Origin of the sequence: Pseudomonas sp. GZD-209, from assembly GCF_049310485.1 — a bacterium.
Classification (GTDB): Bacteria; Pseudomonadota; Gammaproteobacteria; order Pseudomonadales; family Pseudomonadaceae; genus Aquipseudomonas; species Aquipseudomonas sichuanensis.
This window is the reverse complement of record NZ_JBMOWQ010000230.1, coordinates 14,705-36,392: the sequence shown is the minus strand read 5'-3', so window position 1 is coordinate 36,392 and position 21,688 is coordinate 14,705. Positions and strand designations below refer to the sequence as shown.

At 65.0% G+C, this 21,688-nt stretch carries 18 protein-coding genes and 4 tRNA genes; 5 read left to right on the top strand and 17 right to left on the bottom strand.

Going from position 1 to position 21,688, the window contains the following annotated elements:
• Positions 1-39 precede the first annotated feature (39 nt).
• Positions 40-1,020: a DUF1853 family protein gene (locus ACO6VM_RS23085; protein ID WP_422403863.1), complete on the top strand. Its 981-nt coding sequence runs from the start codon at positions 40-42 to the stop codon at positions 1,018-1,020.
• 59 nt (positions 1,021-1,079) lie between these two features.
• Here ACO6VM_RS23085 and ACO6VM_RS23080 read toward each other — a convergent pair whose 3' ends face one another.
• A complete protein-coding gene (locus tag ACO6VM_RS23080) occupies positions 1,080-2,699 on the bottom strand; it encodes a WG repeat-containing protein (protein ID WP_422403862.1) in 1,620 nt (539 codons plus the stop codon).
• A 176-nt stretch (positions 2,700-2,875) separates the two neighbouring features.
• On the opposite strand from ACO6VM_RS23080, the gene ACO6VM_RS23075 reads away from it, so the two are divergent.
• Entirely contained in the window at positions 2,876-3,421 is a 546-nt protein-coding gene (locus ACO6VM_RS23075) for a cytochrome b (protein ID WP_110995853.1), read from the top strand.
• Here ACO6VM_RS23075 and ACO6VM_RS23070 read toward each other — a convergent pair.
• Both ACO6VM_RS23070 and ACO6VM_RS23065 read right to left on the bottom strand, forming a co-directional pair.
• Entirely contained in the window at positions 3,412-4,305 is an 894-nt protein-coding gene (locus ACO6VM_RS23070) for a 1-aminocyclopropane-1-carboxylate deaminase/D-cysteine desulfhydrase (protein ID WP_422403861.1), read from the bottom strand. The two genes, ACO6VM_RS23075 and ACO6VM_RS23070, sit on opposite strands and share 10 nt — an antisense overlap.
• A 97-nt stretch (positions 4,306-4,402) precedes the next feature.
• Positions 4,403-6,439 (bottom strand): FAD-dependent oxidoreductase, encoded by a 2,037-nt coding sequence (locus ACO6VM_RS23065; RefSeq protein ID WP_422403860.1) that lies wholly within the window; start codon positions 6,437-6,439, stop codon positions 4,403-4,405.
• Positions 6,440-6,626: 187 nt separating this feature from the next.
• Between ACO6VM_RS23065 and ACO6VM_RS23060 the strand changes: the two genes are divergently transcribed.
• Positions 6,627-7,745 (top strand): nitrilase-related carbon-nitrogen hydrolase, encoded by a 1,119-nt coding sequence (locus ACO6VM_RS23060; RefSeq protein ID WP_401056795.1) that lies wholly within the window; start codon positions 6,627-6,629, stop codon positions 7,743-7,745.
• A 4-nt stretch (positions 7,746-7,749) separates the two neighbouring features.
• On the top strand, positions 7,750-8,790 hold the full coding sequence (locus ACO6VM_RS23055; protein ID WP_422403859.1) for an AraC family transcriptional regulator: 1,041 nt from the start codon (positions 7,750-7,752) through the stop codon (positions 8,788-8,790).
• Positions 8,791-8,994: 204 nt separating this feature from the next.
• Here ACO6VM_RS23055 and ACO6VM_RS23050 read toward each other — a convergent pair whose 3' ends face one another.
• Entirely contained in the window at positions 8,995-9,864 is an 870-nt protein-coding gene (locus tag ACO6VM_RS23050; RefSeq protein ID WP_401056793.1) for a DUF2242 domain-containing protein, read from the bottom strand.
• A 244-nt stretch (positions 9,865-10,108) separates the two neighbouring features.
• Here ACO6VM_RS23050 and ACO6VM_RS23045 point away from each other — a divergent pair, with 244 nt between their 5' ends.
• A complete protein-coding gene (locus ACO6VM_RS23045) occupies positions 10,109-11,659 on the top strand; it encodes a methyl-accepting chemotaxis protein (RefSeq protein ID WP_422403858.1) in 1,551 nt (516 codons plus the stop codon).
• Positions 11,660-11,753: 94 nt separating this feature from the next.
• Here the strand turns inward: ACO6VM_RS23045 and ACO6VM_RS23040 are convergent.
• The 13 genes from ACO6VM_RS23040 to truA all read right to left on the bottom strand — a co-directional run bounded on the left by ACO6VM_RS23040 (position 11,754) and on the right by truA (position 21,687).
• Positions 11,754-11,830 (bottom strand) — tRNA-Asp (locus tag ACO6VM_RS23040).
• Between the two features lie 142 nt (positions 11,831-11,972).
• Positions 11,973-12,049: transfer RNA gene (locus tag ACO6VM_RS23035), tRNA-Asp, on the bottom strand.
• A 100-nt stretch (positions 12,050-12,149) separates the two neighbouring features.
• A tRNA-Asp gene (locus tag ACO6VM_RS23030) sits at positions 12,150-12,226 on the bottom strand.
• A gap of 80 nt (positions 12,227-12,306) precedes the next feature.
• Positions 12,307-12,382 (bottom strand) — tRNA-Val (locus ACO6VM_RS23025).
• Positions 12,383-12,620: 238 nt separating this feature from the next.
• Positions 12,621-13,394: an SDR family oxidoreductase gene (locus tag ACO6VM_RS23020; protein ID WP_125857920.1), complete on the bottom strand. Its 774-nt coding sequence runs from the start codon at positions 13,392-13,394 to the stop codon at positions 12,621-12,623.
• The gene (locus ACO6VM_RS23015) at positions 13,391-14,602 is read right to left on the bottom strand and encodes an O-succinylhomoserine sulfhydrylase (protein WP_422403857.1); all 1,212 of its coding nucleotides are present in this window, start codon (positions 14,600-14,602) and stop codon (positions 13,391-13,393) included. Before ACO6VM_RS23015 ends, ACO6VM_RS23020 begins: the two co-directional genes overlap by 4 nt.
• A gap of 16 nt (positions 14,603-14,618) precedes the next feature.
• A complete protein-coding gene (gene purF / locus ACO6VM_RS23010) occupies positions 14,619-16,124 on the bottom strand; it encodes an amidophosphoribosyltransferase (RefSeq protein ID WP_401056791.1) in 1,506 nt (501 codons plus the stop codon).
• A gap of 42 nt (positions 16,125-16,166) precedes the next feature.
• On the bottom strand, positions 16,167-16,721 hold the full coding sequence (locus tag ACO6VM_RS23005; protein WP_125463266.1) for a CvpA family protein: 555 nt from the start codon (positions 16,719-16,721) through the stop codon (positions 16,167-16,169).
• Positions 16,722-17,057: 336 nt separating this feature from the next.
• The gene (locus ACO6VM_RS23000) at positions 17,058-17,738 is read right to left on the bottom strand and encodes an SPOR domain-containing protein (RefSeq protein WP_401056790.1); all 681 of its coding nucleotides are present in this window, start codon (positions 17,736-17,738) and stop codon (positions 17,058-17,060) included.
• Positions 17,722-19,029 carry a bifunctional tetrahydrofolate synthase/dihydrofolate synthase gene (folC, locus tag ACO6VM_RS22995; protein ID WP_422403856.1) on the bottom strand — a complete coding sequence of 436 codons (1,308 nt, stop codon included), beginning with the start codon at positions 19,027-19,029 and terminating at the stop codon, positions 17,722-17,724. The genes ACO6VM_RS23000 and folC overlap by 17 nt, the downstream gene beginning before the upstream one ends.
• A complete protein-coding gene (accD, locus tag ACO6VM_RS22990; RefSeq protein WP_110995840.1) occupies positions 19,029-19,922 on the bottom strand; it encodes an acetyl-CoA carboxylase, carboxyltransferase subunit beta in 894 nt (297 codons plus the stop codon). Before accD ends, folC begins: the two co-directional genes overlap by 1 nt.
• Before the next feature lie 229 nt (positions 19,923-20,151).
• Positions 20,152-20,772, bottom strand: coding sequence for a phosphoribosylanthranilate isomerase (locus ACO6VM_RS22985; RefSeq protein WP_401056788.1), 621 nt, complete (start codon positions 20,770-20,772; stop codon positions 20,152-20,154).
• Positions 20,773-20,832: 60 nt separating this feature from the next.
• On the bottom strand, positions 20,833-21,687 hold the full coding sequence (gene truA, locus ACO6VM_RS22980; protein ID WP_401056787.1) for a tRNA pseudouridine(38-40) synthase TruA: 855 nt from the start codon (positions 21,685-21,687) through the stop codon (positions 20,833-20,835).
• Between the last annotated feature and the right edge of the window lies 1 nt (position 21,688).

The window sequence follows — 21,688 nt, the reverse complement described above, 5'->3', positions numbered from 1 at the left end:
TCCTGCAAGGCTCTGCGGCGGGGTGACTATGCCGGGATTATGGGCGAAAGCACCGGGCAGCGGCAAACCGGCTATGCTCGCGGGATGATGCCCTTCGCCGACCTCGCCCCCCTGCCCCGCCAGTTGCGCCACCCCGCGGTGCGCGACCTGGCCTGGACGATCCTGTCGCCGCCCCTGCTGCAAGACACCCCGCAGCCACAGCGCCACCCGCTCCACGCCAGCGCCTGGGCCGACGACCCGGCGCGCCTGGCCGACTGTCTGCGCGCACTCGACCAGGCCCCGGCGCCGTTGCTCGAAGGGCTGGCACGCCTGAGCAGCCGTCGGCTGGGGCTGTACTACGAAGCGCTGTGGCAGTTCGCCTTGCGCCAGGCGCCGGGCATCGAGCTGCTGGCGGCCAACCTGGCGATCCGCGATGGCGGGCACACCCTCGGCGAGCTGGACATCCTGCTGCGCGACCGCGAAGGCGATCATCACCTGGAGCTGGCAATCAAGCTTTACCTGGGGCCCAGTACGGGTGAGGGCAGCGATCCGGCCGACTGGCTTGGGCCTGGCTGTCATGACCGGCTGGGACAGAAACTGGCGCACCTGGCGCACCACCAGTTGCCCATGTCGAGTGGCCCGCACAGTCGTCAGGTGCTCGACGCGCTGGGCGTGGACAAGCTGCAGGCACACCTGTGGCTGGGCGGTTATCTGTTCTATCCCTTGGCAGGCCCGGCAGCCCGACCGCCCACCGGCAGCAACCCCGAACACCTGCGCGGCGGCTGGCTGCATCGGCGAGACTGGGCCAACGACCCGGCGCAGCGCTGGCAGCCCCTGCCCCGCAATGCCTGGCTGGCACCGGCACGCCTGGCGCCAGGTGACTGTTTGAGTGCAGCGCAATTCCAGGCGTGGCTGGGGGAGCTGGATGCCCACGCACCCGCGCAACTGCTGGCCAGAATGGCGCAGCAGGCAGACGGGGCCTGGGAAGAGGTCGAGCGGGTATTCCTGGTGGCCGATAGCTGGCCACACCTGCCTGGGTGATGAGCCCAGGCCCCTTCAGCGGCTAACCCGTGAAGAGGCCCGGCAGGCGCGAGGGAAGATCAGGAAGCCTCGGCCACAGGCTCAGGCGCCGGGCAATGTGCCTGGGCATCCTGCGGCCACAGCACCTTGCCTTTGCCATCCACTACCTGCTCCGCACCGCACGGCAGACGGTTGGTGTCGAACACCACGGTGCCGTCCAGGCGGTACAGGGCACGCAGGGTTCGCACGGCGTCGTCGCCATTGCCCTCGACCCGGTAGCCGAAGATCGCACCCTTTGCTTCGTCAACCTGCAGGTCTTGCCATTTGGCCGGCACCAGCAGCTTGCCGTCGAGGTCGTACAGCGCCCGCGAAGCGTCCGAAGTGCTGCCCTCGGAAGCCACCAGGTAATGCCCGCCCGCCGACAGCTTGAGCATCACGAACTGCTCAGGCTTGATCAGCACCTTGCCCTGCTCGTCCATCAGGCCCACGGTGGCGGTCTCGCTCGGCATGCCGAGGAACGTCACGGTCTTGCGCGGCGACTTCAGTTCGGTGAAGGCAAAGCGCTTGGGGGTGATCACGCCGATCTGCTGGTAGGTGGGCTGGACCAGCACTTTGCCCTGGTCCAGGTCGATGGTGCCGTAGGTCGCCAGGAAGGCATTCTGCAGCTTGCCGATATGGTTGAAGCCCGGGCGATGGCCGCTCATGCCCATCAGGCCCAGGCCTGCGTCACCGACCGAATCGTATTCGGGCTGGATCAGCCACTTGCCGTCGTGGCCGATCATGCCGGCCTTGCCACGATCTTCCTCGGTGCGTGGCACCTGCACCATGGCGCCGGTCTTGCCGAAGGTTTCGCAGCTCTGGTATTGCGCCTCGATGATCACCTTGCCTTGGTAGTCGAGGTAACCACAGGGTTTGTCGTAACCATCGCGATAACCCACCAGGCCAGCGCCCGGGGTGCCCATCCAGTATTTACCGAGCGGGATCACCAGATCGCCTGCGGCATTGGCCAGGCCGACACCGGTTTGCCCTTCGCGGGAGACCACCAGGAAACCATCCGCCGCGCTGGTAATGGTGTCGAAATCAAGCTTGCGCAGCACCTTGGTCTGCAGGTTGTAGCCCCAGTTTTCACTGCCTTTCTGGGCGAGCACCCAGTTGCCGCGTTTGGCGAAATCGTCGCGCACGTACATCGAGTCGAACACCGCTTCGCTGACCTTCTCGCCCTTTGGCGTAAGGATGCCGCGCCGCTCATCCAGCTCAACGACGATGAAGTCATTCTCGCCACCGACATAGATGCTATCGAACGCGGCCGGCAGGACTTCCTTGCCCTGCTCGTCCATCACCCCGGACTTGCCATCGCGCACGAAGCCGAACAGGCCCGGCGTCAAGGGGAAGACCTCATCGGTGAGCTCGGCGCGCAGCACCTGCTTGCCGTCGCCACTGGCCAGGTTCCAGTAGTCGCCTTTGCCGAAGATGAAGGCATTGGTGAAGGGCTGGGTGTAGATCAGGTCGTAGTCGTTGTCGGGGCCAACGCGGAAGGCGCCATTTTGATCCAGTACCGCGCACTGGTCGTTGACGCACAGCGGAATGGTCATCTGAGCAACCGGCGGCGTCTTGACGGGCGGGGCTTGCTCACAACCGGCAAGCAGCAGGGAAAGGGAAGCGAACAGCGCCGCCCGAGGGGCGGTAATCAGGGGTTTCATTGAACACATCATCCTTGTGCGATAGAAAACAGGCGCAGGCCCATGGCCACCGCCTGGTTCGCTATGTCGGCTGCGCTTGATAGATCTGAAGCAAGCCGTTTTTCACGCCAGCGATTAAAGTTGAGGGCAGGCGCCAATCAAGAGCGCCCCTCCAGACCTGATGACGAGGATCCACCATGGTTTCATCCACCCCCGCAGCCCATTACTCGCGGCTGTCGATCACCCTGCACTGGCTGATGCTGGTACTGCTGGCCGCCGTCTACGCCTGCATCGAGCTGCGCGGCCTGTTCCCCAAGGGCAGCGCCGAACGCGATGTGATGAAGGACCTGCACTTCATGCTTGGCCTGAGTGTGTTCGTGCTGGTGTGGCTGCGCCTGGCCCTGCGCCTGTCGCGCCCCACCCCAGCGATCGTGCCCAAGCCACCGGCCTGGCAGACCGGGTTGTCGCACCTGGTGCACCTGCTGCTGTACCTGATGATGATCGGCCTGCCGCTGGCCGGCTGGGCGATCCTCAGCGCCGCCGACAAGCCGATCCCCTTCTATGGCCTGGAGCTGCCGGCCATCGTCGCGCCGGACCCGGACCTGGCCAAGTTCATCAAAGGCTGGCATGAACGCATCGGCAGCTGGGGCTACTGGCTGATCGGCCTGCACGCGCTGGCCGGGCTGTATCACCACTACGTGCGCCGCGACAACACCCTGCTGCGCATGCTGCCCTACAAGTAACCGCGTCGCCCCTGCAGGCCACCGCTGTGCAGGAATACCAGGCGGGTGCCGGGCCTGAAGCGCCCGGCCGCCACCTGGTCACGCAGGGCCAGCAGCGCCTTGCCGGTGTACAAGGCTTCCAGCGGTATGCCCGCCTGCCGTTCGCTATCGGCGACGAACGCCAGCAGCTCGTCGTCGATCCGGGCAAAGCCGCCACGGCTGGCTTCATGCAGCGTGTATCCGTACGGACCCGCCAGGGCCGCCACGGTTTGCGGCACGCCATGATCCAGGGGCACGGCCAGGGCGCCATGCACCGCATGCCTGCCCTGCTCCGCCAGCACCAGCCCCGCCAGGGTGGTGCCGGTACCGGCGGCCAGCCACCAGGCGTCGTAATCCTGCCAACCCAGCGCGGCCAGTTGTGCCCGGCACTGCTCGACGATCAGCGCGCAGCCCTGGGCACCGGCGGGGCCGCCGCCGCCTTCGGGGATGCAGTGCCAGCCTGGATAACGGGCCTGCCAGGGCTGCCAGAAACCCGCCTGGTGCCGGTCTCGGTAACCTGCGTAACCCAGCCAGTGCAACTGCATGCCCAGCGCCCGAAGGTCGCGCACGGTCGGCGTGTCCTGCTCATGGCCACGCAGCAGCCCGGCGGTGGCGAAGCCGAAGCGTTTGCCGGCAGCGGCCAGGGCATGCAGGTGGTTGGAGTGGTTGCCGCCCAGGCTGATCAGGCCCGGTGATCCGGCTTGCCGGGCTTCGAGCAGGTGGTGGCGCAGCTTGAACCATTTGTTGCCGCTGATCAGGGGGTCGATCAGGTCAAGGCGCAGGACGGCGGCCTCCAGACCTGCATGCTGGAGCCAGGGCAGGTCGAGGCGTTGCAGGGGGGCTTGGGGCAGGGAGAATTCGGGCATGGCGCGAGTTTATCAGTAGCCCGGACAAACGCATCGCGGGGCAAGCCCGCTCCCACGATAGCCCGCGGGAGCGGGCTGGCCCCGCGATTGCGATGGATCAGAGCTCGGCGGCCAACCTCGACCCCTGGTTGATCGCGCGCTTGGCATCCAGCTCGGCAGCCACGTCCGCGCCACCGATCAGGTGCACCGACTGCCCCGCTGCCAACAACCCTTCATGCAACTCGCGCAGCGGGTCTTGCCCTGCGCAGACGACGATATTGTCCACCGCCAGCAACTGCGGCTCGCCTTCACCGACGCGCACATGCAAGCCGGCATCGTCCACGCTCAGGTACTCGACGCTGTTGAGCATCTGCACCTGCTTGTTCTTCAGCCCCGTGCGGTGGATCCAGCCGGTGGTCTTGCCCAGGCCGTCACCGACCTTGGTTTTCTTGCGCTGCAGCAGGTACACCTGACGCGCCGGGGCATGCGGTTCGGCCTTGATACCGGCCACGCCGCCACGGGCCTGCAACTGGCCGTCGATGCCCCACTCCTTCCAGAACGCCTCGCGGTCCTGGCTGGTGGCCACGCCCTTGTGCACCAGGTACTCGGACACATCGAAACCAATGCCGCCGGCGCCGATCACCGCCACCCGCTCGCCCACCGGCTTGCGCTCCAGCAGCACGTCCAGGTAACTGAGCACCTTGGCGTTGTCGATGCCAGGGATGGCCGGGGTGCGCGGTGCGATGCCGGTGGCCAGGATGATTTCGTCGAAACCGCCCTCGACCAGCGCCGCCACATCGACCCGCGTATCGAGCCGCAGGTCGACGCCGGTGCTCTTCACCTTGTTACGGAAGTAGCGCAGGGTCTCGAAGAACTCCTCCTTGCCCGGCACACGCTTGGCCACATTGAACTGCCCGCCGATTTCACTGGCGGCATCGAACAGGGTCACCTGGTGGCCACGCTCGGCAGCCACGGTGGCGGCAGCCAGGCCCGCAGGGCCGGCGCCGACCACGGCGATGCGCTTGACGTTGAGCACTGGCAGGTAGTTGAGTTCGGTCTCGTGGCACGCACGCGGGTTGACCAGGCAACTGGTCAGTTTGCCGCCGAAGGTGTGGTCCAGGCAGGCCTGGTTGCAGCCGATGCAGGTGTTGATCTCGTCGCCGCGGCCTTGGGCGGCCTTGTTGACGAAGTCCGGGTCGGCCAGGAACGGCCGGGCCATCGACACCATGTCGGCATCGCCTTCGGCCAGCACGGCCTCGGCAACCTCAGGGGTGTTGATGCGGTTGGTGGTGATCAGCGGAATGCTCACCGCGCCGCGCAGCTTGGCGGTGACCTTGCTGAATGCCGCGCGCGGCACTTTGGTGGCGATGGTCGGGATGCGCGCCTCGTGCCAGCCGATGCCGGTGTTGATCAGGGTGGCGCCGGCCTGCTCGATGGCCTTGGCCAGCAGCACGATCTCTTCCCAGTTGCTGCCGCCCTCGATCAGGTCGAGCATCGACAGGCGGAAGATGATGATGAAGTTCGGCCCTACCGCCTCGCGGACCCGGCGCACGATCTCCACCGCCAGGCGCATGCGGTTCTCGTAGCTGCCGCCCCAGCGGTCGCTGCGGTGGTTGGTGTGGGCCGCCAGGAACTGGTTGATGAAGTAGCCTTCCGAACCCATGATTTCGACGCCGTCATAGCCGGCGCGCTGGGCCAGGCTTGCACAGGTGACGAAGTCGGCGATCTGCTTCTCGATGCCCTCCTCGTCCAGCTCCTTGGGCTTGAACGGGTTGATCGGCGCCTGGATGGCACTGGGCGCCACCTGCTTGGGGCTGTAGGCATAGCGGCCGGCGTGAAGGATCTGCAGGCAGATCTTGCCACCGGCTGCATGCACGGCCTCGGTGACGATCCGGTGCTTGTCGGCCTCGGCTTCGGTGCTCAGCTTGGCCGCGCCGGAATACACCCCGCCCTCGTCGTTGGGGGCGATGCCGCCGGTGACCATCAGGCCGACGCCACCGCGGGCACGCTCGGCGAAGTAGGCCGCCATGCGCTCGAAGCCGCCTGGGCGCTCTTCGAGGCCGGTGTGCATCGAGCCCATCAGCGTACGGTTGCGCAAGGTGGTGAAGCCCAGGTCGAGCGGGGCCAGCAGGTGCGGATAAGGGGTGTTGGCCATGGATAAGCTCCACAGGTGGCGTGATCACGGAATGCGGGAACCTCGAAGGCGGGCCCCGTCGTTTGTCTGTGGCCGACATTAAACAGGCGTTTGAATGCGCTCAATGATCGAAACTGACAACTTATTGATCCTGCTGCACAGCAGGCTTACCCTAACCTCCTCTTTCCCCACTGCGCTGAACCGCTCCATGCGAAAACTGCTAGCCGGCGCCCTGGCGCTGGTCATCATCGCCGGCCTTTGCGGCTATGGCTTCTGGACCCTGCAACGACCGGAAGGCCACTACCTGTCCGACCTGCGTATCGAGCTGGCGCTCAACCAGGGGGTGCCGGGCGAGCACGGCAACCTCCTGGGTGTGGAGCCGCTGCTGTACCCAGGCGATTACCAGAACCTTGCGCGCCTGCACCGCAAGCTGTCGGCGTACCTGCAACAGGCCCGCGACCAGGGCCTAGTGAATGCCCGTACCGTGGTGGTGCTGCCCGAACATATCGGCACCTGGCTGTGGGCCCGCGGCGAGAAGAACGAGCTGTACCAGGCCACCCGCGACCGCGAGGCCTGGCAATGGCTGGAGTTGAGCAACCCGCTGCGCTACGGCCTGGCGATGCTGTCGGCCAGCGGCGACGACCGGCGCAGCGATGCGCGCCTGCGCATGAAGGCCGCGCAGATGGCCGCCGACTACCAGCAGCTGTTCGGCGGCCTGGCGCGGGAGTTCGGGGTCACCCTGGTGGCCGGTTCGATCGTCTTGCCCGCCCCTTATGTGAAGAACGGCGTGCTGCATGCCGGCAGCGGCCCGCTGTTCAACAGCAGCCTGGTGTTCGCCGCTGACGGCAGCGTGCTGGGGCAACCGCAATACCAGCGCTACCCGGACAGCGAAACCCGCCGTTACATCCACCATGGCCGCCAGCAGCCGCTGCAAGTGCTGCAGACGCCCGCCGGGCGCCTGGGCGTGCTGGTCGGCAGTGACAGCTGGTACCCGGACAACTACCGGCTGCTGGCCGGGCAGTCGGTACAGTTGATCGCCAACCCGGTGTTTCTCAGTGGCAAGCAGCGCTGGCAACTGCCCTGGCGCGGCAACCGCCACCAGGCCGCGGCGGCCGAATTGCCGTTGCAGCGTGGCGAGGTCAGCGAGCAGGAGGCCTGGCAACGGCTGACCCAGACGGCCAGCGACGGCGCCGCCAGCATGAGCGTGTTCATGCGCGGGCAGTTCTGGGAGCAGAGCGGTGGCGGCCAGGGCTTTGCCAGCGAGGCCGGCACCTTGTGGGCGGGCAGCGCCAGCCAGGGCGCCCGCCTGCTGAACCTGTGGCTGTAACGCCATGCCCCGTCAGCGCGTGCGCCTGGGTGAGTTGTCGGTAGGCTTCGTCCAGCCCCTGGCCGAAGCGCTCGGCCAGCTCGGCCACGATCCGCAGCCCCTGCTGCTGCGTTATGGGCTGGATAATCGGCGCCTGGCCGAACCCGGGGCGCGCCTGTCGATCCCGCGCTACATGCACCTGGGCCACGCCGCCATCGCCTTGAGCGCTGAGCCTGCCCTGGGTTTGCACATGGGCCAGCTCAGCCGCCTGGCCCAGGCCGGGTTGGCCGGCGTCACCGCTGCCCAGGCACCGACCCTCGGCGAGGCCGCACGCACGCTGCTGCGCTTCGAACCGCTGTATGCCGCCAACTACCGTGGCCAGTCGAGCTTTCACCAAGACCCGCAAGGCGCCTGGCTGCGCTTCTACTCCATCAGCCCGTACAACGCCTACAACCGCTTCGTGGTCGACTCGCTGCTCGGCGGCTGGCTGGCGCAGCTGTCAAGCCTGGCCGGCAGGCCGATCCAGGCCGAGCGGCTGGAGATCGAGTTCGAAGCGCCGGCTTATGCCGATCAATACCAGCGCCTGTGCAGCACCACCGTGCAGTTTGGCGCCGCGGCCAACCAGTTGCGCCTGGGCCAGGCCACCCTGGCCCTGGCCAACCCGCAACACTGCCCGAGCACCTGGCAGCACTTGTTGCAGCTGTGCGAAACGGAGCTGGCCCAGCGCACCCGGGTACGCAGCCTGGGCGAACGCATCACCCACTTGCTGGGGCCGCTACTCAATGGCGGCCGCGAACCGGATCTGGAGGAAGTGGCGCAGCACCTGCAGATGCCCACCTGGACCCTGCGGCGCAAACTCGCTGAAGAAGGCACGCGCTATCGCAACCTGCTCAACGACACACGCCGCGACCTGGCCGAGACCTACATCCGCGACACGGAGCTGGCCTTCGGCGAAATCGCCTATCTGCTGGGGTTTGCATCGGCCGAGGCCTTCCAGCGCGCATTCAAGCGCTGGACGGGCGTAACGCCGGGGGAGTTTCGCCGCCATCAGCGGCAGGTGGGTTAGAGCTCGGTGGCGTCGTCCGCCGGCTCTGGCACATCCAGTTCATAAGCCTGGAATTCGAGCAATTCTTCCTGGTAGTCGTCCATCTGCCTGCTTCCTCGTTCTTCATTCATGGGTTCCACCGCCACCCTAAGCGCTTCGGATGACGGAACCATTACAGCCCCATGAACGGTAAACGTAGCAGGCCTGTGGGAAGTTAGCGACAGCTCACGGCGAAGCCGGTGCCGCTTCGCTCTGCGCAGGCTGTTGCTGGGCCTGGATCGGGGCCGCCTCGACGGGCGGTGCAACCGGTTGCGAACCGTGGCTGTCATCCACCACCGGGGCTGCCGGCGCTTCGTGAACGGGCACGGCGGGGGCCGGCTCAGGCGCGACAGGCGCGCTGGCCTGGGCTGCGGCAGGCACGGCCACCGGGGCGCTTGCCGCCAGCGGCGCCGCATCTGGCTGGGCAGGTGTCAGCGGGGTTGGCGCAGGCTCGGGCAGCCCCAAGGCCGGCGCTGGTTGCTCCACTTTCGGCGGCTCAGCAGGAGTATCGGCCTTCTTCACCTTTTTCGGCTTCGGCAGGTAGCCCTCCACCAAGGCGAAATACCGCTCGTAGAACTGTGGCGCGGCCACTGTCTCGCTGGCGACCTTGACCATCGAGTCGTCGCTGGAGCCGATCGGCATCGACACCGAGCCCAGCACCCCGACGCCCAGGCTGGCAGAGGTGTTGGATTTTTTCAGGGTGTAGCGGTCCTGCAGGGCGTTGGCGAACATGGTCGAACGCTGCTTGTCGCTCATGTCCGGCACGCAGGTGATGTTGAAGCTGATCTGCATGTGGTTTTCGGCGCTCTGCTGAAAACTCTTGTTGCCGGCCACCTGGTTGGCATCGCTGCTGGTGATGATGTAGCCCTGGCTGAGCAGCGCACGCCGGGCAGCTTCGCAGGAGCCCGCTTCGCTGACCGGGAAACTGCGTGAGAAGGTGCCCGAGTCGTCGAAGTTCTCGTGCTCGTACACGGTAGCCTTCTTCGAGGAGCAACCGGATACGCCCGCCAGCACAAGGGCCAGCCCGAGCGCACCGTAGACGGATGATCTGGACATCGTGAATTCCGGGTAAATCGAACGGTGCCTATTGTGCAACACATCCACAAGTCACCGAAACCTTGAAAGGGCCAACATTGTGCAAGGTTCATGTAAAGGCCTGGAGAACGCCGGCCAAAGCACCGGGAACCTTCTCGCGATCATTAGCGATTTTTCGTACACCAGTCGCAAGAACCTCCTAACCAGACAAGGAAATTCCCTCGCTAGACTCATTCGCCCGTTCGAATGCCCAAGGAAATCGCTGATGAAGAATCTGCCGGTCCGCCTGAAACTCTTGCTTAGCCTCTCCCCACTGGTCTTGCTGGCGGCCCTCCTCGTGCTGACCGCGATCTTCACCCTCGGCACCCTGACCCATCGGGCTGAACGCCTGGTCTCGGTCAACTACATTCTCGACAACCTCAACGACATCCGCGCGACACAGATGGCCTATGCGCTGAACGGTGAACATGCAGAGCTGGAAAACCTGCACCAGGCCTACCGAAAAGTGAACGGGCTGATCGACGAAAATCTGACGCAGATGCCCGCCCCCCAGGCGCAGGCCCATCTTGGCGCCACACGCAAGATCATGGGCAACTACATGAGCAATCTGCAGCACAGCCTCGAGGCAGGTACCGAGACACTGTCCGGCCCCACGGGCAAACAGCTCACCACGCAAGTGCTTGCGGCCATCGAACACATCAACCAGCTGATCACCCAGCAGAACCAGGTCAGTGCCGCCGAGCTCAGCCAGCGCCGGCGCCTCATGCTCGCCGTGTTCTGCGGCACCCTGCTGCTGGCCTGCCTGGTAGCCTGGTTGCTGATCCGGCAGATCTGCTCCCCCCTGCAACAGGCCCTGGACATGGCCCGGCGCATTGGCGAAGGCGACCTGAGCGCCAGTGACCTTGGCCCACGCCGCGATGAGTTCGGCCAACTGCTCCAGGCCCTTGAGCGCAGCAGCGCCAATCTGCGCGGTATATTGCGCCGGATCGGCCAGGCCTGCGGGCAGCTTTCTCAGGCCTCGACGGCCCTGGCTTGCGTGATCGAACGCACCAGCAGCGGCGCCGCCAGCCAGCAGAGCGAAACCCGTCAGGTGGCGGCGGCGATGAGCCAGATGGCCTGCGCCGTGCAGGAGGTGGCGCACAACAGTTCGCTGGCCAGCGAGGCAACCCGCCAGGCCACTGACAAGGCCGAACTCAGCCAGCAGGTGGTCTGCGATACCCAGCGCCAGGTTGCCCAGCTGGCCAGTGACATCAGCAGCAGCACCGAGGCCGTGCAACAGCTGTGCACCTCTGCCGAGCAGATCAGCTGCATCATGGCGGTTATCCGCTCGGTGGCCGAGCAGACCAACCTGCTGGCCCTGAACGCAGCCATCGAGGCCGCCCGCGCTGGCGAAGCCGGGCACGGCTTCGCGGTGGTGGCCGACGAAGTGCGCGGTCTCGCCCTGCGTACCCAGCGCTCCACTGCCGAAATCGAAACACTGGTTACCCGCCTGCAGGACGGTGCCCGCCAGGCGGTGGAATGCCTGCAAGGCAACCGCCGCGTGGCCAGCAGCACCGTTGAGCTTGCCAATCAGGCGAGCGAGGCCCTGCAGGTCATCACGACCAGCGTTGATGATATCCAAGGCATGAACCAGCAGATTGCCGCCAGTACCGAGCAGCAAAGTACGGTCGTAGTGACCATTCGCCGTAATGTGGAGCGGGTGCGCGATGTCGCCGGCCACTCACTCTATGCCAGCCGGCAAATCGAGGAGGCGTCTATGGAACTTGAGCGGGTGGGCGCTGAGCTGAAAGGGTTGATCGGTAATTTCAGGCTCTGAAACAGGCAACCTGCCGACCGCCAGAAATGAAAAAAGCGACCCTAAGGTCGCTTTTTTGTTGTTCCGAGCTGTTCAAGGGGCTCAGAACTGAAGATGGCGCAGCGGACGGGACTCGAACCCGCGACCCCCGGCGTGACAGGCCGGTATTCTAACCGACTGAACTACCGCTGCGTATCGCTCGGGCTTGCACCCGATTGAAACTGGGATCCAGGCTTTCAAGCATCTAGGACGCGAAAGCCAGGCACAAAAAAAGCGATGCGAGATCGCCTTTTTTGTTTTGCTTCGAACTGTTCAAGGAGTTCAAAACACAAGATGGCGCAGCGGACGGGACTCGAACCCGCGACCCCCGGCGTGACAGGCCGGTATTCTAACCGACTGAACTACCGCTGCGTATCGTTCAGGTTTGCACCTGATTGAAACTGGGATCAGCCTCAGGCATATTTGCCTTCGACTTCAGACCGGTGCCAGGCACCCATCTGATACTGAAAAATGGCGCGGCGGACGGGACTCGAACCCGCGACCCCCGGCGTGACAGGCCGGTATTCTAACCGACTGAACTACCGCCGCGCAGTGTGGACTTGCGTCCTGTTCCTCTCTGACATTCAGCTTCGTTAGAAGCACCCTGTACCAGGAACATTCTCAGGAAGTGGTGGGTGATGACGGGATCGAACCGCCGACCCTCTGCTTGTAAGGCAGATGCTCTCCCGGCTGAGCTAATCACCCCCGCGATGTTGCTTGTTGCGTTTGCTTCGCTGAGGCCGCGAAATTTACGCAGGTACCGATGCTAAGTCAATAGCCCCATTGAATTTTTTTTAAAAAAGGGCAAAAAAGCAGAAGGTGGCCAGGTGGTCGTCCAGGCTGGGACTGCCGGGCCCATCGCGGGGCAAGCCCGCTCCCACGGGACATAGGCAACAAAAAAGGGCCTTACGGCCCTTTCTCTTGTTTCTCAATAACTTACAGCTCAGGTGTAGATCATCTTGCGGGTCATGCCGCCATCGACCACGAATTCCTGGCCGGTGACGAACCCTGCCTGGCGCGACAGCAACCATGCCACCAAGGCCGCCACGTCCTCCACCGTCCCTACCCTGCCCGCCGGATGCTGGGCATGGTCGGCCTCAGTCAGGGGCTCGGCTCGACGCTGCGACGGGTCACGGGCATCGATCCAGCCGGGGCTGACGGCATTGACACGGATCTCCGGCCCCAGGCTCATCGCCAGGGCGTGGGTCAGTGCCATCAGCCCGCCTTTACTTGCCGCATAGGCTTCCGTATCCGGCTCGGACTGCCGGGCACGGGTAGAGGTCAGGTTGACGATGGCACCGCCATGGGCGCGCAGGTACGGTGCGCAATGCTTGGCCAGCAGCATCGGACCATTGAGGTTGACCGCCAGCACACGGTTCCACTGGCTGAGCGACAGGCTTTCCAGCGTCTGGTTGTGCGGATTGGCGATGGCCGCATTGCTCACCAGCGCATCCAGCCGGCCGAACTGCCCGAGCACTTCGGACACCCCGGCACTGACCTGGGCTTCGTCGGCAACATCCATGCTGACGAACCAGGCATTGTCGCCCAGCGCCTTGGCCACCCGGGCGCCACGCTGGCGGTCCAGGTCACTGAGGACGACTTGCCAACCTTCGCAGATCAGCCAGGCGGCGATGCCCAGGCCGATGCCGCGCGCGGCACCGGTAACCAGGGCCACCCGGCCGTTATGGCCAGGCTCGCCACCCTTCCAGTCGATCACAGCGCCGCCAGACCGCGGGCAAGATCGGCTTGCAGGTCAGCCACATCTTCCAGGCCGACGGCGACGCGGATCAGGCTGTCACGGATGCCCGCCGCTTCACGCTCCTGCGCCGACAAGCGGCCGTGGGAGGTGGTGGCCGGGTGGGCGATGGTGGTCTTGCTGTCGCCCAGGTTGGTGGTGATCGAGATCACCCGAGTAGCATCGATGAAGCGCCAGGCGCCCTCTTTGCCACCTTTGACCTCGAAGCTGACCACCGCGCCGAAACCGCTCATCTGGCGCTTGGCCAGCTCATGCTGCGGATGGCTCGGCAGCCCGGCGTAGTGCACCTTCTCCACACCGTCCTGCTGTTCGAGCCACTCGGCCAGGCGCTGGGCGCTCTCGCAATGGGCACGCATGCGCAGCTTGAGCGTCTCCAGGCCCTTGGTGAAGATCCAGGCATTGAACGGGCTGAGGGTCGGGCCGGCGGTGCGCAGGAAGCCCACCACTTCTTTCATCTGTTCGCTGCGCCCAGCGACCACGCCACCCATGCAACGGCCCTGGCCGTCGATGAACTTGGTGGCCGAATGGAACACGATGTCGGCGCCAAGCTTGAGCGGCTGCTGCAAGGCCGGGGTGCTGAAGCAGTTGTCCACCACCAGCATGGCACCACGGGCATGGGCAATCTCGGCCAGCGCGGTGATGTCCACCAGCTCGGCCAGCGGGTTGGACGGCGACTCGACGATCAACAGCTTGGTGTTGGCCTTGATGGCCTGCTCCCAACCGTTCAGATCGACCAGCGGCACATAGTCCACCTGCACGCCGAAGCGCTTGAAGTACTTTTCGAACAGGCTGATGGTCGAGCCGAACACGCTCTGCGACACCAGCACGTGGTCGCCGGCACTGCACAGCGACATCACCACGGCGAGGATCGCCGCCATGCCGGTGGAAGTACCCACGGCCTGCTCGGCACCTTCCATTGCCGCCAGGCGCTCTTCGAAGGCGCGCACGGACGGGTTGGTGTAGCGCGAATAGACGTTGCCCGGCGTCTCGCCGGCGAAACGCGCGGCGGCGTCGGCGGCCGTGCGGAAGACATAGCTGGAGGTCAGGAACAGCGCTTCGCTGTGCTCGCCCTCCGGTGTGCGGTGCTGACCGGCGCGGACCGCCAGGGTGTCGAAACCGACACCCTCGAGGTCACTGTCCAGTCGCCCGGCATCCCATTGATCCGTCATGCCGTCGCTCCCAAAGTCAGTTGTTGTACAGGTCGATGATCGCGCTGACTGCCTGGGTCTTCACCTTGGCCAGGTCGTTACGGGCCTGCTCGATGCGCTCGAGGTAGGCATCGTCGATGTCGCCGGTGACATACTCACCGTTGAACACCGCGCAATCGAAGTGCTCGATCTTGATCTTGCCGCCACCGACCGATTCGATCAGGTCCGGCAGGTCCTGGTAAATCAGCCAGTCGGCGCCGATCAACTCGGCCACCTGTTCGGTGGTGCGGTTGTGGGCGATCAGTTCGTGAGCGCTCGGCATGTCGATGCCGTAGACGTTGGGGTAGCGCACCGCGGGGGCCGCGGAGCAGAAGTAGACGTTCTTGGCGCCGGCTTCACGGGCCATCTGGATGATCTGCTTGCAGGTGGTGCCGCGCACGATCGAGTCGTCCACCAGCATCACGTTCTTGCCGCGGAATTCCAGCTCGATGGCGTTGAGCTTCTGGCGCACCGATTTCTTGCGCGCAGCCTGGCCGGGCATGATGAAGGTACGGCCGATGTAGCGGTTCTTGACGAAGCCTTCGCGGAACTTCACGCCCAGGTGGTTGGCCAGCTCCAGCGCGGCGGTGCGGCTGGTGTCCGGGATCGGGATGACTACGTCGATGTCATGGTCCGGGCGCTCGCGCTGGATCTTCTCGGCCAGTTTCTCGCCCATGCGCAGGCGCGCCTTGTACACCGAGACGCCGTCGATGATCGAGTCCGGGCGGGCCAGGTAGACGTGCTCGAAGATGCACGGCTGCAGCTTGGGGTTGTTCGCGCACTGCTGGGTGAACAGCTGGCCTTCTTCGGTGATGTACACCGCTTCGCCTGGTGCCAGGTCACGGATCAGGGTAAAGCCGAGCACGTCGAGCGCGACGCTTTCCGAGGCGATCATGTACTCGACGCCTTCGTCGGTGTGACGCTGGCCGAACACCACCGGACGGATGCCGTTGGGGTCACGGAAGCCGACGATGCCGTAGCCGGTGATCATCGCCACCACCGCGTAACCGCCGACGCAGCGGCTGTGCACGTGGGAGACCGCGGCGAACACGTCTTCCTGGGTAGGCTGCAGCTTGCCGCGCACCGCCAGTTCATGGGCGAACACGTTCAGCAGCACTTCGGAGTCGGAGTTGGTGTTGACGTGGCGCAGGTCGGACTCGTAGATCTCCTTGGCCAGCTGCTCGACGTTGGTCAGGTTGCCGTTGTGCGCCAGGGTGATGCCGTACGGCGAGTTGACATAGAACGGCTGGGCCTCGGCCGAGGTGGAGCTGCCGGCGGTCGGGTAACGCACGTGGCCGATACCGATGGTGCCAACCAGGCGCTGCATGTGGCGCTGCTGGAAGACGTCGCGCACCAGGCCATTATCCTTGCGCAGGAACAACCGGCCGTCATGGCTGGTCACGATACCGGCAGCGTCCTGGCCGCGGTGCTGGAGGACCGTAAGCGCGTCATACAGCGCCTGATTGACGTTCGACTTACCGACGATACCGACGATGCCACACATGCGACGCAACCCCTACTTTGATGAAACTTGAGTGAATAGCGCTCAGGGCTTTGCAGGCCCGAGCAGCTGTTCCTTGAACGGAAGGTCAACGGGTGCGCTGACCCCACTGGACATCCACTGGCCGGTGAACCCGAGAATCAGGTTTTTCGACCAGTCGGCTACCAATAGAAATTGTGGTATCAGGCGAGATTCCTGCCACCACGGATCCTGTTGTACCGGCCCCAGGCTGAGCAGCCCGACAGCCACCACCACCAGCAAGGCCCCGCGCGCGGCGCCGAACGCCGTGCCGAGGAAGCGATCGGTACCGGACAGCCCGGTCACGCGGATCAGCTCGCCGATGAGGAAGTTGAGCATTGCCCCCACCAGCAAGGTGGCGACGAAAAGAATGGCGCAGCCGGCGATGGTGCGCATCGAGGGCGTCTGGATGTAGCTTTCGAGATAGACCGAGAGCGAGCCACCGAACATCCAGGCCAGCGCCCCGGCGACAATCCAGATGACCAGAGACAAGGCTTCCTTGACGAAGCCGCGCTTGAGACTGATCAGTGAGGAAACGGCGATGATCGCGATGATCGCCCAATCAACCCAGGTAAATGCCACGGTGCTGCCTGCCGACGTTTGAGGCGGCGCATTTTACCAGAGCGGAGGGCTTGGGGTAAGCGGAATGTCAGGTGTTTGAAGGGCTGCAGGCTGACTCCAGGGACAGCTTTGCACCTTGCAGTTCGGGCCGTAGCGCCTGCCGAGGCCCTATCGCCGGCAAGCCGGCTCCCACAGGGATCACATGACCTTCAGGACTAATGCCATACCTGTGGGAGCTGGCTTGCCAGCGATAAGGCCAGCACAGGCAACAGCAGACAGTTGCTCCCACAGGGATTGCACAACCCTCAAAACCCGTGGGAGCGGCGGTGCGCCGCTGCGACCTGCCCTGCGATGACTTCAGCCGCGCTCGGGCTGGAAGCGCACCAGAATCCCCTTGAGATTCTGCTGGCGATTGATCACGTCACGCACGCGCTCGGCCTCGGCGCGCTCGATCAACGGCCCCACATACACCCGGTTCATGCCACCGGCCGAACGGATGTAGGCGTTGTAGCCCTGGCTACGCAGGGTGTTTTGCAGTTTTTCGGCACCGGCGCGGTTGGACAGGCTGGCCAGCTGGATCGACCAGCTTACCGGCAGACCGTTGACGTCGATCTTGCCTGGCACGGCCGGCTTGCTCGCCGCCGCAGTGACTGCCGGGGCAGGTGCGGGCGCTGGTGCTGGGCGGGCTTCAACCTTTGGCGTCGGCACCGGCGTCTGCGGCTTGGGCGCAACAGCCACCTGGGCCTGAGGCACTGGCGCGATGGGCTGGCTTGGCGTGGTTACTGGCGCCGTCGATTCATCGATCACCACCGGCGCTGGATCAACCTGCTCCGGCAATGGTTGCGGCTCCGGCACCGCTACCGGCTCGACCTGCACCTGAGGCAGGCTCGGCATGGCAGGCGCCTGGGGCGCCTCGACGCGCACCTGGCGCATCTCGTCCTCGCGGGTGAACAGCATCGGCAAGAAGATCACCGCCAGCGCCACCAGTACCAGCGCACCGACCATGCGCTGCTTCATCCCTTTATCCAGCACTGCCATCTACTCCATCCTCTGGGGCCTGCCGTTCAAGCCAGGCCAGGGCCTCGCCGACGCAGAAAAACGAACCGAACAGCAGGATCTGGTCATCCGCCGTCGCCTGGGCGCACTGCCCTTCCAGGGCAGCATCGACGCTGGGGTGAGACTTCACTGTCGCACCGAGGTTCGTCAAGGCCTTGGCCAGTTCCTCAGCCGGGCGGCTGCGCGGCGTATCCAGCGGCGCCACTGCCCAATGCCCGACCAGCCCCTGCAAAGGCTCGATCACACCCTGCAGATCCTTGTCGGCCAACAGCCCGAAAACAGCCAGGCGTCGACCTTTCGGCGGACGGGCCGCCAGGCGACGCGCCAAATACTCGGCCGCATGCGGGTTGTGCCCCACATCCAGCAGCAACTCAACGCGCTTGCCCTTGAATACCAGCGAGCGCCGATCCAGCCGACCGGTGATACGGGTGTCCAGCAGCGCCTGCTTCACCAGTGCCTCATCCCACGGCAGGTCCATCAGCGCAAAAGCCTGCAGGGCTAGCGCTGCGTTCTCCATGGGCAGGTCGAGCAACGGCAGGTCGCGCAATTCAAGCTGCGTTCCGTCGGCCTTGCTGCCGCGCCAATGCCAGTGGTTGTCGGTACTGGCCAGGTCGAAGTCGCGCCCGCGCAGGAACAACGGGCAAGCCAGCTCGCTCGCCTTGTCCAACAAGGGTTGCGGCGGGTCCAGGTCACCGCACAGGGCCGGTTTGCCCTGGCGGAAGATCCCGGCCTTCTCGAAGGCCACCAATTCGCGGGTGTCCCCCAGGTAGTCGACATGATCGACACCGATGCTGGTGACCAGCGAAATGTCGGCATCCACCACATTGACCGTATCCAGCCGGCCGCCCAGGCCCACCTCGAGCACCACGGCATCCAGTTGCGACTGGCTGAACAGCCAGAACGCCGCCAGGGTACCCATCTCGAAATAGGTCAGCGAGGTAGCGCCGCGCGCCGCCTCGACGGCGACAAAGGCTTCGCACAGCTGCTCATCGCTGGCTTCGACGCCATCGATGAGCACGCGCTCGTTGTAACGCAACAGGTGCGGCGAGCTGTAGACCCCGACCTTGAGCCCCTGGGCGCGCAGCAGCGAGGCCACGAAAGCACAGGTGGAGCCTTTGCCGTTGGTGCCGGTGACCGTCACCACGCGAGGCGCCAGCTTGCCCAACTGCAGGCGCGCCAGCACCTGCCGGGAACGCTCCAGGCCCATGTCGATGGCCGTAGGGTGCAACTGTTCGAGGTAGGCGAGCCACTCGCCCAGGTTGCGCTGGCTCATCACGCTACCGCAGCCGCCTCACGGGCTTCTGCCGGGGTAGCCTGGCCGGTCATCTGGGCCAGCAGGCGGGCCAGGCGCGGACGCAGCTCGTCACGGGAGATGATCAGGTCGATGGCGCCGTGCTCCAGCAGGAACTCGCTGCGCTGGAAGCCTTCTGGCAGTTTCTCGCGCACGGTCTGCTCGATGACCCGCGGGCCGGCGAAGCCGATCAGTGCCTTGGGCTCGCCGACGATCACGTCACCGAGCATTGCCAGGCTGGCGGAAACGCCGCCATAGACCGGGTCGGTCAGCACCGAGATGAACGGGATGCCTTCTTCACGCAGGCGCGCCAGCACCGCCGAGGTTTTGGCCATCTGCATCAGCGAGATCAGCGCTTCCTGCATGCGCGCACCACCGGAGGCGGAGAAGCACACCATCGGGCAGCGGTTCTCCAGGGCGTAGTTGGCAGCGCGCACGAAGCGTTCGCCGACGATGGCACCCATCGAACCACCCATGAAGGAGAATTCGAAGGCGCTGACCACGATCGGCATGCCCATCAGGGTGCCGCTCATGGAGATCAGTGCGTCTTTCTCGCCGGTCTGCTTCTGGGCAGCGGTCAGGCGGTCCTTGTACTTCTTGCCGTCACGGAACTTCAGACGGTCGACCGGCTCCAGGTCGGCACCCAGTTCGGCACGGCCGTCCTGGTCGAGGAAGATGTCGATGCGCGCACGTGCGCCGATGCGCATGTGGTGGTTGCACTTGGGGCAGACATCGAGGGTCTTTTCCAGCTCCGGACGGTAAAGCACGGCCTCGCAGGACGGGCACTTGTGCCACAGCCCTTCGGGCACCGAGCTCTTCTTCACCTCGGAACGCATGATCGAAGGGATCAGTTTGTCTACCAACCAGTTGCTCATGCTTTCTTTCTCCAGTAATGGCGGGCGGGAGGCGTTGCCTGCCCCACCCTGCCCTTGAGCTCAAATTCTGCTTTGAAACGACGATGGGCCGGCCATGACTGCGCCATGTACCGCCCCACCTCCAATAATTACGCCGATGGCCTGAGCCGCTGCCTTGCAGGCGCGGCCTGGCAGCATCGGGCTGCGAAACCTATGGACGATGGCGCGCGGCCAGCCGTCACATCCGCCATCACGCCTGGCGCACTGCCTGCATGAAGGCCTCGATCTTCACGGCATCCTTGATGCCCTTGGCCTGCTCCACGCCACCACTGACATCCACCGCGTACGGGCGCACCTGGCGGATGGCCTGGGCGACATTGTCGGCCGACAGGCCGCCAGCCAGGATGATCGGTTTGCTCAGGTGTTGCGGTATCAAAGACCAGTCGAACGCTTCGCCGGTTCCCCCCGGGATGCCGGGCACATAAGCGTCCAGCAGGATGCCGCGGGCGCCGGCGTAGAGCTTGCAGGCCGCCTCGAGGTCATCGCCGGGGCGTACACGCAGGGCTTTGATCCAGGGGCGATGGTAACCCTCGCAGTCAGCCGGGCTTTCATCGCCGTGGAACTGTAGCAGGTCCAGTTGAACGACTTCGAGGATCTCGTTCAGCTCGCAACGCGAGGCATTGACGAACAGGCCCACGGTCGTCACGAAGGGCGGCAAGGCCTCGACGATCGCCCGGGCCTTGCGCACGTCCACGGCCCGCGGGCTTTTTTCATAGAACACCAGGCCGATGGCATCGGCGCCGGCCTCGACAGCGGCGAGGGCGTCCTCGATGCGGGTAATCCCGCAGATCTTGCTGCGAACCTTGCTCATGGACAGCGAACCTTGAGTGATCGATGAAAGCGCCGATGGTAGCAAATGACCTTTGCTCCGTCAGTCCGACAACGCCTCGAAACCGGTGAGAAAGTGTGGGCCGATGTAACGCTGCGGCAGCTCGTACTCGGGCGGGTACTCGACCTTCACCAGGTACAACCCATAAGGGTGCGCGGTCACCCCCGCCGCGCGGCGATCACGCCCCTCGAGCACCTCGCGGGCCCATTCCACCGGGCGCTCGCCGGTTCCGATGGCCATCAGCATGCCGGCGATGTTGCGCACCATGTGATGGAGGAAGGCGGTGGCACGCACATCGATCACGATCATCTGGCCATGGCGGGTAACGCGCAGGTGATGGATGTGCTTGACCGGCGACTTGGCCTGGCACTGGCTGGCGCGGAAGGCGCTGAAGTCATGGGTGCCGAGCAGGTACTGCGCGGCTTCGGCCATGCGCGTGACATCCAGCGGCCGATGGTTCCAGGTCACTTCCTCGGCGAGGTGGGCCGGACGGATCGGGTCGTTGTAGATGACATAGCGGTAGCGCCGCGCATTGGCTTTGAAGCGGGCATGGAAATCCGCAGGCATCGGCCTGGACCAGACCACGCTGATGTCGTGGGGCAGGTTGAAGTTGGTGCCCAGGGTCCAGGCGCGCTCATCGCGCACGGCCTGGGTATCGAAATGCACGATCTGCCCGCAGCCATGCACCCCGGCGTCGGTGCGCCCGGCACAGATCACGCTGATCGGTTCGTTGGCCACCTTCGACAGCGCCTGCTCGAGTGCTTGCTGGACGCTGGGCACACCACTGGCCTGGCGCTGCCAGCCGCGGTAGCGCGAACCTTTGTATTCCACGCCCAGGGCGATGCGGGTGAAACCTTCGGCCGCTGATTCGGCGGCGGCGTTGTCGATGATGTCCAAG